This window comes from uncultured Gordonia sp. (assembly GCF_937858515.1).
In the GTDB taxonomy this organism is placed as follows: domain Bacteria; phylum Actinomycetota; class Actinomycetes; order Mycobacteriales; family Mycobacteriaceae; genus Gordonia.
Genome location: NZ_CALLZT010000022.1, coordinates 1 through 14,455, shown reverse-complemented (window position 1 = coordinate 14,455; position 14,455 = coordinate 1). Strand labels below are relative to the sequence as shown.

Annotated in this window: 14 protein-coding genes; 7 read left to right on the top strand and 7 right to left on the bottom strand. The window is 66.2% G+C overall.

All coding sequences use genetic code 11. The features are described from left to right. From Q0627_RS01740 to Q0627_RS01725, 4 genes are all read right to left on the bottom strand, one after another. On the bottom strand, positions 1-840 hold an 840-nt coding region (locus tag Q0627_RS01740; RefSeq protein ID WP_298807372.1), incomplete at its 3' end, for an ABC transporter permease. A 3-nt stretch (positions 841-843) separates the two neighbouring features. After that, a complete protein-coding gene (locus Q0627_RS01735; protein WP_040514235.1) occupies positions 844-1,611 on the bottom strand; it encodes an ABC transporter permease in 768 nt (255 codons plus the stop codon). Between the two features lie 82 nt (positions 1,612-1,693). Continuing rightward, positions 1,694-2,587: a 3-oxoacyl-ACP reductase gene (locus Q0627_RS01730; protein WP_291010938.1), complete on the bottom strand. Its 894-nt coding sequence runs from the start codon at positions 2,585-2,587 to the stop codon at positions 1,694-1,696. A gap of 97 nt (positions 2,588-2,684) precedes the next feature. After that, positions 2,685-2,876, bottom strand: a complete 192-nt coding sequence (locus Q0627_RS01725) for a ferredoxin (RefSeq protein WP_291010895.1) — start codon at positions 2,874-2,876, stop codon at positions 2,685-2,687. Positions 2,877-2,967: 91 nt separating this feature from the next. Between Q0627_RS01725 and Q0627_RS01720 the strand changes: the two genes are divergently transcribed. The 7 genes from Q0627_RS01720 (at position 2,968) to Q0627_RS01690 (ending at position 10,566) form a co-directional block, all read left to right on the top strand. Next, the gene (locus Q0627_RS01720; RefSeq protein ID WP_291010897.1) at positions 2,968-4,182 is read left to right on the top strand and encodes an acyl-CoA dehydrogenase family protein; all 1,215 of its coding nucleotides are present in this window, start codon (positions 2,968-2,970) and stop codon (positions 4,180-4,182) included. Positions 4,183-4,430: 248 nt separating this feature from the next. Beyond that, entirely contained in the window at positions 4,431-5,501 is a 1,071-nt protein-coding gene (locus tag Q0627_RS01715) for an acyl-CoA dehydrogenase family protein (protein ID WP_291010900.1), read from the top strand. Next, positions 5,498-6,988, top strand: coding sequence for a long-chain-fatty-acid--CoA ligase (locus Q0627_RS01710; protein WP_291010902.1), 1,491 nt, complete (start codon positions 5,498-5,500; stop codon positions 6,986-6,988). Before Q0627_RS01715 ends, Q0627_RS01710 begins: the two co-directional genes overlap by 4 nt. A gap of 97 nt (positions 6,989-7,085) precedes the next feature. Beyond that, positions 7,086-7,397: a hypothetical protein gene (locus Q0627_RS01705; protein ID WP_291010904.1), complete on the top strand. Its 312-nt coding sequence runs from the start codon at positions 7,086-7,088 to the stop codon at positions 7,395-7,397. 116 nt (positions 7,398-7,513) lie between these two features. Further along, the gene (locus tag Q0627_RS01700) at positions 7,514-9,283 is read left to right on the top strand and encodes a TerD family protein (RefSeq protein ID WP_291010906.1); all 1,770 of its coding nucleotides are present in this window, start codon (positions 7,514-7,516) and stop codon (positions 9,281-9,283) included. A 50-nt stretch (positions 9,284-9,333) separates the two neighbouring features. Then, positions 9,334-9,699 (top strand): DUF952 domain-containing protein, encoded by a 366-nt coding sequence (locus tag Q0627_RS01695; protein ID WP_291010908.1) that lies wholly within the window; start codon positions 9,334-9,336, stop codon positions 9,697-9,699. A gap of 96 nt (positions 9,700-9,795) precedes the next feature. Next, positions 9,796-10,566, top strand: coding sequence for a TetR/AcrR family transcriptional regulator (locus tag Q0627_RS01690; RefSeq protein ID WP_291010910.1), 771 nt, complete (start codon positions 9,796-9,798; stop codon positions 10,564-10,566). 160 nt (positions 10,567-10,726) lie between these two features. Here the strand turns inward: Q0627_RS01690 and Q0627_RS01685 are convergent, their stop codons facing one another. The 3 genes from Q0627_RS01685 to Q0627_RS01675 all read right to left on the bottom strand — a co-directional run. After that, positions 10,727-11,995, bottom strand: a complete 1,269-nt coding sequence (locus Q0627_RS01685; RefSeq protein ID WP_291010912.1) for an ATP-binding protein — start codon at positions 11,993-11,995, stop codon at positions 10,727-10,729. Positions 11,996-12,237: 242 nt separating this feature from the next. Next, entirely contained in the window at positions 12,238-13,380 is a 1,143-nt protein-coding gene (locus Q0627_RS01680; RefSeq protein ID WP_291010914.1) for a nitronate monooxygenase family protein, read from the bottom strand. 35 nt (positions 13,381-13,415) lie between these two features. Continuing rightward, a partial coding sequence (locus Q0627_RS01675) for an AMP-binding enzyme (protein WP_298807365.1) occupies positions 13,416-14,455 on the bottom strand: 1,040 nt, incomplete at its 5' end.

Here is a 14,455-nt window from a genome sequence, read left to right as displayed (position 1 = left end):
GCCGTCGGAACCGTAGATCGCCAGCGACGTCAGCAGCGTGATCACCACGACCACCACCAGCGACGCACGCACCGCATTACCCACAGCCACACCCACACCGACCGGACCGCCCGAGGCGTTGAAGCCGTAGTAGGTATGGATGAGCATCACGGCGACGGCCATCGCGATGGCCTGCACGAACGACCACAGGATGTCCGACGGGATCAGGAAGGTGTCGAAGTAGTGGTCGTACACGCCGGGCGACTGGCCGTACACGAAGACGGTGGCGAACCGGCTGGCCAGGAACGAGGCGAGGGAGGCCAGCGAGTACAGCGGGATGATCGCGACCAGACCGGCGACGATCCGCGTTGACACCAGGAACGGGATCGACGAGATCGCCATCACCTCGAGAGCGTCGATCTCCTCGCTGACCCGCATCGCGCCGAGCTGCGCGGTCGCACCCGCGCCGATCGTGGCGGCCAGGGCGATACCGGAGATCACCGGGACCGCGATGCGCACGTTGATGAACGCGGAGAAGAAGCCGGTGAGCGCCTCGACACCGATGTTGGCCAGGGAACTATAGCCCTGCACGGCGATGGTGCCGCCGGTGAACAGGGTCAGGAACCCCACCACCACAACGGTGCCGCCGATCATGGCCAGCGCGCCGGTGCCCATCGAGATCTCGGCGATCAGCCGCAGAGTCTCCTTCTTGTACAGGCGCAGCGCCCGGGGGATGGAGATGATCGCGTCCCAGTAGAACAGCGCCTGGTCACCGATCTGGTTCCAGTCCTCGCCCGCGCGTTTGGCCGCGACGCGGGCCTCACGGAGCCGGGTGGTGTAGGGAAATTGTGCGTCTGCCATCGGTCAGCCGGCGGTTGCTTTCAGGCCCACCGCGGTGACCACGACGTTGACGACGAACAGCGCCATGAACGAGTAGACGACGGTCTCGTTGACCGCGTCGCCGACACCCTTGGCGCCGCCTTTGACATGCAGGCCGCGGTAGCAGCCGACGAGCCCGGCGAACAGGCCGAACAGGGCGGCCTTGACCATCGAGATCATGAGTTCGCCGAAGCCGGTGAGCAGGGTCAGGTTGGCCAGGAAGGCACCCGGGTTCACATCTTGCAGGAACACCGAGAACACGAAGCCGCCACCGATGCCGATGGTGCACACCAGGCTGTTGAGCAGCAGCGCCACGCCGGTCGAGGCGATGACACGCGGCACGACGAGTCGGTGGACCGGGTTGATACCGAGCACCTTCATGGCGTCGATCTCTTCGCGGATCGTGCGGGCGCCTAGGTCGGCGCAGATCGCGGTCGCGCCGGCACCGGCGACGATCAGCACGGTGACGATGGGACCGATCTGGGTGATGGTGCCCAGGGCCGCGCCGGCGCCCGACAGATCCTGGGCGCCTATCTCGCGCAGCAGGATGTTCAGCGTGAAGCTGACCAGCACGGTGAACGGAATCGCCACCAGCAGGGTGGGGACCATCGACACGCGGGCGATCGCCCACGACTGTTCGATGGTCTCGCGCCACTGGAACGGACGACGGAACAGTTCACGGAACGAATCGACCCCCAGGGCGACGAAGTCACCCACCCCCGCGAGCGGTGTCGTTAGCTTCGCTACCGACAAAGTAGCCACCTGTACTCCTTCACCCCACGAACATCAGAGGAAACCTATCACTTGTGACGTGATGTGGGTCACTCAGTCTGGGTCACTTGATCAGGTCGAGGGCTGAGAATATCCGGCCCGGGTCACGATCCGCAAAATGCTCACCGAGCGTCTTCGCCAGGTCGTCGGCATCCCAGGCGTCCCCGTCCGCCGCGAATACCTCCTCGACGGTCGGTGGCGCCATCAGCATCACCTGTGGACCGTAGACCACGAAGACCTGTCCCGAGACCTTCTCGGCGTCGTCCGATGCGAGGAAATTAACCAGCCGCACCACATGCTCGGGCGCCAGCGGGTCCACCGCGCCGTCGGGTGCCTCGCCGAAGACCTCGGCGGTCATCGGGGTTCGGGCGCGCGGGCAGATCGCGTTGGCGCGCACCCCGATGCGCCCTAGTCCGCGGGCCGCGGAGACGGTCAGTGCGGTGATGCCCGCCTTGGCGGCCCCGTAGTTGGCCTGCGCGGCCGGTCCGAGCAGCGCCGCCTCCGAGGCGGTGTTGATGATCGAGCCGTTGACCGGCTCGCCGGTCTGCTTGGACAGTGCGCGCCAGTGTGCGGCCGCGTTGCGGGTGAGCAGGAAGTGTCCGCGCAGGTGCACTGCTATGACCAGATCCCAGTCCTCGTCGGTGAGGTTGAACAGCATCTTGTCGCGGGTAATGCCGGCGTTGTTGACGACGATGTCGAGCGAGCCGAGATCGTCGACGGCGGTACGCACGATCTCGGTGGCCGTGGCCGAATCGGAGATGTCGCCGGCGACGGGTACCGCACGGCCGCCCGCAGCCGTGACCACGTCGATCACGTCGCTGCGTTCCAGCGACGATCCGAGATCGTTGACGATGACCGTCGCGCCGCGCTCGGCCAGGCCGATTGCCTCGGCCCGGCCGAGGCCGCCACCGGCTCCGGTGACGACGGCGACGCGGCCGTCCAGTGACGTGCTTCCCAGCGATGTACTCACCGCAACACCCTCTCGCTCACAAACTAGAACTTGTTCTAGCACAGTAGCGCAGTCGGGTGTTCGGGGTTTCATCGAATCAGCTCGGTCATTCCTCGATCGACAGGGCCGCCTTGGGGCATCCGGCGACCGCCTGCCGCACCGCCGATTCATGTTCGGCTGGCACGTCTTCGTGAAGAATCTGCAGGTAGTCATCGTCGTCGAGGTCGAAGATGTCGGGGGCCAGCCCCACACAGACGGCGTTGGACTCACATAGGTCGAAGTCGGCCTTGACTCGCATTTCGAACTCCTTCCGCGGGTGCGGATCAGTTGACGGGCTGTACACATCCACGTTAGAACGTGTTTCAGAACATGACGAGTGGGAGCCCCGAGTGCGCATCGCCTACACCGACGAACAGCAAGCCCTGCAGCGCGAGCTGCGGGCGTACTTCAGCGACCTGATGACCCCCGAACGCCGGGCCGCGCTCGTCGGGGGAACCGAAGCGGGGCGAGCGAAGCGACGGGGGATGGACACCGGCGAGTACGGGGACGCGTACCGGGACGTCGTGTCGCGCATGGGTAAGGACGGTTGGCTGGCCCTGGGCTGGCCCACCGAATACGGCGGCCAGAACCGGTCGATGATGGATCAGCTGATCTTCACCGACGAGGCCGCCATCGCGGGCGCACCGGTGCCGTTTCTGACCATCAACTCGGTGGCGCCGACGATCATGCACTACGGCACCGACGAGCAGAAGGCGTACTTTCTACCGAAGATCGCGGCAGGCGATCTGCATTTCTCCATCGGGTATTCCGAGCCGGGCGCCGGCACCGATCTGGCGAATCTGCGCACCACCGCCGTCACCGACGGCGACGAGTACGTGATCAACGGCCAGAAGATGTGGACCAGCCTGGTCCCGTACGCCGACTACATCTGGCTGGCCTGCCGCACCGACCAGTCCGGGCTCGCGGACGGCGCCAAGAAGCATCGCGGAATCTCTGTGCTCACCGTCCCGACGACGGCTCCCGGCTTCGACTACACCGTGGTGCACACGATGTCGGGGGTCGACACGTCAGCCACCTACTACTCCGACGTCCGGGTGCCGCGCAGTTCACTCGTCGGTGAGGAGGGCCGCGGCTGGGCGCTGGTCACCAATCAGCTCAACAACGAGCGGGTCGCCTTGTGCAGCGCCGCCCCGATCCAGATCGCACTCGGCGAGACGATCGCCTGGGCCCGCGAGTCCGGCTTGATCGAACAGCAATGGGTGCGCACCAACCTGGCCCGCGTGCACGCCAAGGTCGAGTTCCTCAAGCTCATCAACTGGAAGATCGCCTCGGCCGTCGGCTCGGGCAGCGCCCCGTCCCCCGCCGACGCCTCCGCCACCAAGGTATTCGGCACCGAATTCGCCACCGAGGCCTACCGCCTACTGATGGAGATCGTCGGCCCCGCCGCCACCCTGCGCCAGGGCAGCACCGGCGCCCACCTGGCCGGTCGCCTCGAACGCTTCCAGCGCACCTCACTGATTCTCACCTTCGGCGGTGGCACCAACGAGGTCCAGCGCGACATCATCGCCATGACCGCCCTCAAACTCCCCTACTCCCGCCGCTGAACACGGACACCACCCCAACTCGACCCCCATCTTGATCCCTGAGGCCGACCCACATCTCGCCCAACACCCGACCCCCATCTTGCCCAACACCCAACCCCCATCTTGCCCAACACCCAACCCCCATCTTGCCCAAGACCCGACCCACATCTTGATCCCTGAGGCCGAAGCGACGAAGGAGCGAGGGTCACGAAGGGTCCGGCGACACAACAGCATTCCGCAACCACAGCCATAACCCCACAGGACACCCAATGGACTTCACCCCCGACGAATCAACCGCGGACCTGACCGCCCTCACCGCCGAAATCGCCTCGTCGATCAGCACCCCCGAACGTGTCGCCGAACTCGAAGCCGCCGCAGCACCTTTGGACGCCAATCTGTGGCAACAACTGGCGAAGGCCGGGCTGCTGGGCCTAGAACAATCCTGCGACGGCCTCACCGCAGTCGACAACATCGCCGTGGCAACCGAATTGGGCCGGCACCTGGCCCGGGTCCCGTTCGGCCCGCACGCCGTCGTCGCCGGTCCGGTGATCGACGCGTTCGGCCCCGACACTCTGCTACCGGGCATCGCCGACGGTTCCATCATCGTGAGCGTCGCGGCCGAGGACGATCTTGCATCCGGAACACTCACCGCCACAACGGAACCAACATTCACCCTGTCCGGCACCAAGGTGAATGTCCCCTACGCGTCGGCCGCAACCCTGTTGCTGGTCACGGCAATCGGCCCCGACGGACCGGTCGCGGCGCTGGTCGGCACCGCCGATGACGGTGTCACCATCACCGACACCCCGGTCACCGGCCTGATCCCCACCGCACAGGTCACCTTCGACGGTGTGGTCGTGGAACCGGACCGCATCCTGCGACCCGGAGCTGTCGACGCGATCATCGCACGCACACGTCTGGCCGTGGCCGCTGAGCAGACCGGAGTCGTCGCCCAGGCGCTCCGCCTGACGGCCGAATATGCCTGTGAACGCCAACAATTCGACCGTCCGATCGGATCTTTCCAGGCCGTGTCGCAGCGCCTGGCCGACGGCTACATCGACGCGCAGGCGTTGGCCGTAACCACCCAGCAGGCGGCTTGGCTACTCGCACAAGATGATCCATCCGCCCCGACCGCGATCGCGACGGCCAAGTTCTGGGCCGCCGAGGCGGGGCACCGGATCGGACACAGTACCGTGCATATCCACGGCGGTGTCGGCCTGGACACCTCCCACCCGGTGCACCGATACTTCTTGCGCGCCAAGCAGAACGAGTTCACCGCCGGTTCCGCATCGGCAACGCTGCTCGACATCGGTGAATCACTTGCCGCCGAACCGGCATGACCGTCGCGGAATTACTACTGGCCCTCGCCGACGTCGACGACCGCGGTCTGTACTTCGAGGACGACTTCGTCTCCTGGCGTGACCATGTCACCCTGTCTCGACAACGGGTCGATGTGCTTGGGCCGCTTCTCGATCCGAGCCGACCACCCCATGTGGGCGTGCTGCTGGAGAACGTCCCTGAGTTCAGCTATCTGTTCGGCGCGGCAGCCCTGGGCGGATTCGTGCTCGTCGGCCTCAATACCACCCGCCGGGGCCAGGCGCTCGCCGCCGACGTCGAACGTTCCGACTGCCAGGTGATACTGGTCTCCGACGCCACCGAACACCTGTACGCGGCGGACTCGGGTGTGCGCGTTATCAATATCGATCGTCCAGAGTGGGCGGAACTGCTCGCGGACGCCCCCTCTGACGATTCGGCATCCGCAGCCGCCCCCGACGATCTGCTGATGTTGATCTTCACCTCCGGCACGACCGGCGATCCGAAGGCGGTGCGCTGCAATCAGCGCAAGTTCGCCGACCCGGGAATGATGCTTGCCGAACGCTTTTCGATCGGGCCCGAAGACGTCGCCTACATCGCGATGCCGATGTTCCATTCCAACGCACTCATCGCCGGCTGGTCCATCGCGGTGGCCGGTGGCGCGTCGATAGCGTTGCGCCGCAGATTCTCCGCCCGCGGATTCGCCGACGACGTGCACCGCTACGGCATCACGTTCGCCAACTACGTCGGCACCCCGATGCGCTACATCCTGGCCACCGAGCCCCACCCCGACGACGCGTCGTCGCCACTGCGGATCATGTACGGCAACGAGGCCTCGGCTGCAGACCGCACCGCATTCGCCGAACGCTTCGGTTGCCGGGTCGTCGACGGTTTCGGCTCCACCGAAAGCGGAGTCGCGATCACCCGCACCCCCGACACCCCCGACGACGCCCTCGGCCCCCTCCGCGAACCTAACGCCATCGTCGACCCCGACACCGGTACGCCGGTCCCACCCGGCACCGTCGGCGAGATCGTGAATGCCTCCGGCCCAGGCCTTTTCAGCGGCTACTACAACGACCCCGAAGCCACCGAAGACCGCCTGCGCGGCGGCATTTACCACACCGGCGACCTCGGCTGGGTCGACGACGCCGGCTACATCCACTTCGCCGGCCGCACCGGAGACTGGCTGCGCGTCGACGGCGAAAACCTCGGCACCCAACCCATCGAACACATCCTCCTGCGCCATCCCCGGATTCACCACGCCGCCGTCTTCGGCATCCCGGTAGAGATCGGCGACGAGATCGTCGCCGCCCTCGTCGCCGACGACCTCACCGCCGAAGCCCTCACCGACTTCCTGGCCACCCAACCCGATCTCGGCCCCAAACAATGGCCCCACCGCGTCCTCCTCCTCGACACCCTCCCCCAAACCGCCACCTTCAAAACCGTCAAGACAACCCTGCGCCCCCAAGCCTCATCCCCCACCTGGACCCTCACCAACCACCACTACACCTAACGTTCCCGCGCATTGGTTTCCTTGGCCGCTAAACGGATCTGCTTAGCGGTGAAGGAAGCGCCTGCGCGGGAACGCAGCGTTCTGGGACACTTATTCGATGCAGGACGACTACGATCAGCGCTTAAGCGAGTGGGCTCGCACTTACAATGGATATGAGCGTCTCGCGGGAGGACCATCGGGACTCGCCACGCTCATTGAGCCTCTTGAGCGGGAATTTGAGCAGAGCCGCAGGATCCCGGAATGGGCAGGGGTGGAGCTTCTCCGGGGTTGGGCGTTCTGGCTGGTCCGGTCTCATCACCACAGCGGTTATGCTCCTTTGTCAGAAGAATATCCGCAGATACTCGCCATCGCCGAAACCATCAACCGCCATCCGGGTTGCCGGGACACAGATCGTGCGCCCAAGCGCTGACGTTCCCCGGAAACCGCCCCGACGATCGCCTGGGCTACCGCCTACCGAGTTCTCCCTCCATCCACCCGTTGTCGGACGGCTCTGGCACAATCCGTCGGAACGAAAGGAAATGCGAGGTGACTGTCGAGTCGGGTTGGGCACTGGTGGATGTGGAGACGTCGGGGCTGCGGGCCCGCGAGCATCGGGTGCTGAGCGTCGCTGCGATCACGATGGACTCCTCGGGCCGGGTCGAGGAGGAGTTCTCGACGTTGCTGAATCCGGGCTGCGATCCCGGTCCGGTGCATATCCACCGGTTGACCCGTGAACGGCTGCGCGGCGCACCGACGTTCGACACCATCGTCGAACCGCTCACGCAGCTGCTGGACGGGCGCACACTGGTCGCGCACAATGCGGCCTTCGATCACGGGTTCCTCGTCGAGGAGGCACGCAGGGCGGGTGCGAAACTTCCTACTGCGCAACGGTTGTGCACGGTCACCCTGGCCCGCAGACTCCAACTTGACGTTCCCGATGTGAAACTCGGGACGCTGGCGCGCCATTGGGGGATCCGGCAGGACAACGCCCACGATGCTCTCGACGATGCCCGCACGCTGACGCACGTGTTCCGGCGCAGCGTCGACCTGGCCGACTCGCTCGGGCTCGGGTTGCCCATCGTCGCGTGCGGTGCATCGTCACGTGCCTACCCGGACAAGGTCACCCGGGTGCCCTGCCCGTGGCGGGAGGCAGGTAGGTACGACCCGGCGATCGGGCTCGTTCAGGGCACCAAGATCGTCATCACCGGCCCGACGAATGTGTCCCGCACCGAACTCGCCCACCGGCTCGCCGACGCCGGTATGGACGTGATGAGCGGTATCAGCCGGAAGACCGGGCTGCTGGTGGTCAATGCAGGTGCACCGCACAGCCGGAAACTGGAGCGGGCGGGCGAGTTCGGCACCCCGATCGTCGACGAGGCCACGGTGCTGCGGCTGGCCGCAGATCCCGTTGCGGGCGTACCCAAGTCCGCGCCGGCCGAGATCGAGGTCATCGACGTCATCTCCACACCGGCGAGGCCCCCGAAACCGGCCGGGCCGTGGGCCGGCCGGCGGACCCTCGTCCTCGGTGGGTCACATCTCGAAGCCACCGTGATGCGTTCGCGCATAGTCCAATTGGGCGGCGTTCCGGCCATCAACCTCACCTCACGGGTCACCCAGGTGCTGGTGTTGTCCGGCGGCGAGGGCGACCCGCGGATGACCAAGATCATCAACCGCAAGCTCACGCTGCTCGCGATGGCCGACGTCGACGCCGCACTCGGCCTGGCCGTCCCTAAGATCGACACCGAAGTCGATACCGAACCGGATGCAGAGACGGAGGTCGCGCCCATGCCTGAACCGGTGACGATGACCCCCGGCATGGTCATCGACCTGCCGACGGGCCTGCACAGCGTCTCGGTCAACGTCGCATGGAGCGCCGCCGCCATCGCCGCGCCGGAGGTCGACGTCGTCGCATTCGAACTCGACACCACCGACCGGGTGCCCTCCGACGACGAGTTCGTATTCTTCAACCAGCCCGCCTCCCCCGACGGCTCGGTGTCGCTGAGCATCGACGGCGATCGTGAGCAAGGCATCACGGTGCAGCTCGGTTCCGTCCCCGAGGACATCGCACGCGTCAGCGTCGGCGCGGCGATCGAGCGGGCGACGTTCGGTGACCTCGGACCGCTGTCGGTGACGGTCGACAGTGGCACCACCACCATCGCCACCGCGGTCCTCGACGCCGCCACCTCGGAACGGTCGATGATCGTCGCCGAGGTCTACCGCCGGCGCGATGTGTGGCGGCTGCGGATTCTCGGGCAGGGATACGACGACGATCTCGCCGCGTTCGCCGTCCGGCACGGTGTAGAAGTAGACGGCTGACGCCTGGGGTGGAAGTGGACGGCTGACGCGAGCACGGGCACGATAACCCGATGACCTCTCCCACCGGCCCCCTGCTTCACCTGTGCACCGAGGCCGAATGGTCGCGGGCACAGACCCTCGGCCACGTCGACGCCCCGTCCCTGACCGAGGTCGGCTTCATCCACCTGTCGGCGCCGTATCAGGTGCATCTGCCCGCCAACCGCCTGTTCGCGGCCCGCACCGACCTGCTGGCGCTGCACGTGGATCCGGCGCTGGTGACGGCGGAGATCCGCTGGGAACCGGGTGTCCCGACCGACCCGGAGAGCATGCTGTTCCCGCATCTGTACGGCGAACTTCCGGTCGCCGCGATCGTCGCTGCCGAACCGTATCTTCCCGACAGCGAAGGAGCGTTCGCGCCGCTGTCCGACGCGGGCTGAGCGCCCCGGCCGGAAACGGACCCCACTGTACGGACCGCACACCGGCACTGGTATTCGTACTGGGTACGCTTATCTATCCGGCGACCGGCGAGGACCATGGACACGATCGATCTGTTGTGGCGCAAGGAGGCTCCGCAGCTCCGTCGCGGCAGGCCCCCGAAGTACACGACCGATCAGATCGTGAGCACCGCCATCACCGTCGCCGACGAGAAGGGCGCCGAGTTCACCGTGCGGGATGTGGCGGCGGCGGTAGGGATTCCGGTCATGTCGCTGTACTCGTACGTCGACGGCCGCGAACAACTGATCGCGCTGATGGTCGATCAGGTATACCTCGACATGGCCTACACCGACATCACCTCGATCGGGCCGGGCGACGACTGGCAGACCATGTTGTCGGCGGTCGTCGCCGACAATCTTGCACTGTTCGCCGAGCATCCCTGGCTCACCGACCTGGCCGTCATACACGCGGTCGCGGGTCCGGGTGCGCTCGCCAAGTACGAGCGAGAGCTGACGGCCGTCGAATCGCTGCCGTTTTCCGACATCGCCAAGGACGCGGTCCTGACGCTGGCACTGGACTTCGCCCGGACCCGGTCCCACACGGCCGCGACGACCGCCTACGAGCACGCCGCGCAGCTACCGGAGAAACTCGCCGAACTAGGTGCGGCCGAACGCTTTCCGATCGCAGCACGGATGGTGACGGCGCAGGCGGGCAAGGCTCCGGCCCACGAGTTCGGCTTCGACGTGATCCTCACCGGCATCGCGACGATGAACGCCGCGATCACCCACCACTACGGCCCGGCCGGTGATAGCGGCAACCGCGGCCGGCTCACCATGCGCACACCGAAGTCGGGCCCCTTCGCCGGTTGACGCATGAGGGGCGTCAGCGACGAATAAGGCCGCGACTTGAACTGCGCCCCGCGTATCGGATATCGCGACAACCGATAAGCACGACGAAATCGGTGACGCGGGAACGTCGATCTGCCTGCCCGGTACGGTCGGCGAAGCCGCGCTCGGGGACTGCGTGGCCTCATGGCCCGAGCAGGGCGAGGGGAATGACGGCGATACCGTCAGGACGGCGGTGGGCCGCCGGGCCGGTGTTGATGATGACTCGGTCGATGATCTGGTCTCCGTAGACATTCGACAGCCACATGAGGTGCTTCACGTCGTGGTCGGCGACGGTGTTGGTGAGCTTCACTTCTACCGCGAGCACCCGGCCTTCCGGGTCGGTGAGCATCAGGTCGATCTCGTGGTCACCGTTGCGGGTGCGCAGGTGAGTGACTTCGGCTTCGGCGCGCTGTGCAAGCACCCGGACGCTGAGTGTGACCAGCGATTCGAACAGTCTTCCGAGTACTGTGCCCTGTTGTGGACCCAGTGGTGTTCCGGCTCCATCCAGCAGCGACTGATGAGTGAGTCCCAGTAGCCGTGCGGCGAGCGCGGGGTCGGCAAGGTGATGTGTCGGCGTCTGGCTCAGCCGAGCGAATTCCTTACCGATCGGCGCCCACGCCGGTAGCGGGTCGAGCAGCCACAGCTGTTGTAGCGCGTCACGATATGCTGCCGTCGTTGCGCGGGCCGGTTTCTCAGCAATGCCCGCAGTAGATGCGTCGAGTATTTCTGTGTAGCTTGCGGTTCCTGAACTGGCTGCCGCATAGGCTCGTAACCAATCGAGCAACACGGCTGGTTTACGTACGGAGAGTCCCAGCTCCGGGATGTCGCGGTCTACGGCGTTGCGCACATAGCTGTCGAGCTCACCTCGCAAGAGACGCGGTGGCAGCCCGCGAAGTCCGGGAAAGCCGGACGCCATGATCTCTTCGACGTAATGCGACAACCGGATGTCGGTGTGACCTTCTACCTCGGCTGTTCCGGCCAGGAGCCCTTCGAGGCTCACAGATGGAATTGTGATGCCCCGCTCACTGAACGCGAGTGGCCGCATTCGCAGACGAGTGATCCGACCGGCGCCCGAGTGCGCGGTTGCGCCGTCCCGTGGGGTCGCGCTCCCGGTCAGCAGAAACTGGCCCGGCGTACGGTCCTCGTCGACTGCCCGGCGTACGACGTCCCAGACATCGGCCACGTGTTGCCATTCGTCGATCAATAGGGGACGCGTGCGGAGCAGGATGGACTCCGGGTCCGCTCCGACGACCTCACGTACTGATCGCGAGTCGAGTCGCAGGACGCTCGCGGCCCGGGCCTGCGTAGTCGAGGTCTTACCCACGGCCTTGGCGCCATCGATGGCAATCGCCGGCAGCGCCGATAGCATCAGGTCGAGTTCATCGTCGATCGCGCGCCGCTGATAGTCCACGCTCGAATCTTACATCTGGCAGAGACTCTATATTACAGATAGCAGGATATGGATTGTGCATACAGCAGGATATGAACTTGCCAGATAGCAGGACAGGGTGGACCCGGTCAAGCAAACTGCCGTCGTCGTGTCCGCTACACCGAGCCGCGACTTGAACTGCGTCCCGCGTATCGGATATCGCGACAACCGATACGCGGGACGAAATCGGCGACGCGGGAACGCCGTTCTGGCTGCCCGGCGAGTCAGCGGCTTTGGCGGGCGGCCACCGTGCGCGACATCCGGTCCACCGCGGCGTCGTAGCCGGACACCAGCCCGTCGATGAGTTCGGCGACCGGGGTGATGGCGTTGCAGCGGCCCACGATCTGCCCGGCGGGCATCGCGACGACCTCGGGGTCGTCGGCGGCGGAGATGCGGGCGTGTGCCTCGCCGACCAGCAGGTTCTGCAGCGGCATCGGCAGCGGCTCGGGCGCGCCGGGGGCATCCCAAGCGTCGGTCCAGCGGGTCTTGAGCAGGCGGGCCGGTTTGCCCGAGTAGATGCGGCGGCGCACGGTGTCCCGCGAGGACGCCTTGAGCAGCGCCTGCTGCACGGTCGACGGCCCGTCACCGGTGACGCCGAGATTGTATTCGGCCGCGGTCAGCCAGTACGTACCCATCCAGACACCTTGTGCACCAAGGGCTATCGCGGCGGCGATCTGCCGGCCGTCGCCCACACCACCGGCCGCGAGCACCGGCGCGTCGCCCACGGCGTCGACGATCTCCGGCCACAGCACCATCGACGCCACGTCGCCGGTGTGTCCACCGCCTTCATAACCCTGCGCAATCACAATGTCGACGCCGGCGTCGATGTGGTGCAGGGCGTGCGCCGACGTCCCGGCCAGCGCCGCCACCTTCACGCCGTTCTCATGCGCGACGGCGATCACGTCGTCGGGCGGCGAACCGAGCGCGTTGGCGATCAGCTTGATCTGCCCGTATTTGCGGGTGTGTTCCATCGCGACGTCGACGTGGGAGCGGGCCACCGAGTGCAGCCAGCCGAGCACCCCGGTGTGGGCTTCGACGTCGTCGGACAGCGGCGGCACACCGAGGTCGGCCAGGGTGCGGTCGACAAATGCCCGATGCTCCGGCGGGATCATCGAGTCGAGGTCCATCTTGCTGCCCTCGGTGGGGATCTTGGCGGGCATCACCACGTCGACGCCGAACGGTTTGCCGTCGGTGTTCTCGTGCATCCATTCCAGGACGGCGTCGAGTTCCTCGGCCTCGTTGAACCGGACGCAGCCTAGCACGCCCAGGCCACCGGCCCGGCTGATCGCCGCCGCGACATGCTGCGACGGGGTGAATCCGAAGATCGGGTAGTCGATGCCGAATTGTTCGGCGAGTTGTGTGCGCATTGTTCCTCTTGTCAGGTCTGGCGGGTGGTGAAAGCTCAGAGTGTCTCGTCGGCGTCGTGGGCGGCGGTGTGCTCGGCGCCCCAGCGATAGTCGGGTTTCCCGGCGGGTGAGCGCTTGATCTCGTCGACGAACCAGACGGCGCGCGGGCACTTGTATCCGGCCAGTTCCTTGCGGACCACCTCGTTCAGGTCGGTCAGCGACGGCCGCGCGTTCCCCCGGGTGGCGACGACGGCGACGACCCGCTGACCGAAACGGTCGTCGGGCACACCGACCACCACGGTGTCGAAGACATCCGGATGGGCCTTGAGCGCGGCCTCGACCTCTTCGGGGAACACCTTCTCGCCACCGGTGTTGATCGACACCGAGCCCCGGCCGAGCATGGTGATCGAGCCGTCGTCCTCGACCCGGGCGAAATCACCGGGAAGCGAATACCGAACGCCACCAAACTCTTTGAAGGTCTTCGCCGACTTCTCGGGATCGTTGTGATAGCGCAGCGGGATGTGTCCCGAACGCGCCAGCGTGCCGATCTCGCCGCTGCCCGGTTCGATGACGGTGCCGTCCTCGCGCAGCACGTGCAGTTGTTTGTCGGCGGTGACCCGCGGCCCCCCGGAGGTGGGCGAACCCTTCGAGACGATGCCCAGTCCGCCGAATCCGGTCTCCGACGACCCGATGGCGTCGATGAGCAGTGCGTTCGGAATCCGGTCCAGGAACTCCTCTTTCACGTTCTGCGAGAACAGTGCCGCCGACGAGGCGACCGTCACCAGGCTCGACAGGTCGTAGTCGCGTTCGGCGAGGGCTTCCACCATCGGCCGCCCCATCGCGTCGCCGGTGATGAACACAACGTTCACCTTGTGCTTCTCGACGATCTCCCAGCTGCGGGCGGCGTCGAATTCGGGGTAGACGACGGCCTTCTGGCCGCCCATCAGCGACTGGAAGATCGCCCACTGGGAGCCGCCGTGGATGAACGGCGGGATGGGGAACCTGACGAGTTGCCCGCCTTCGGCGCCGACCCGCGCCAGGTGCCATTCGTCGGTGACCGGTTCGCTGGTGTGCCAGTCGATGCCGCCGCCGAGCA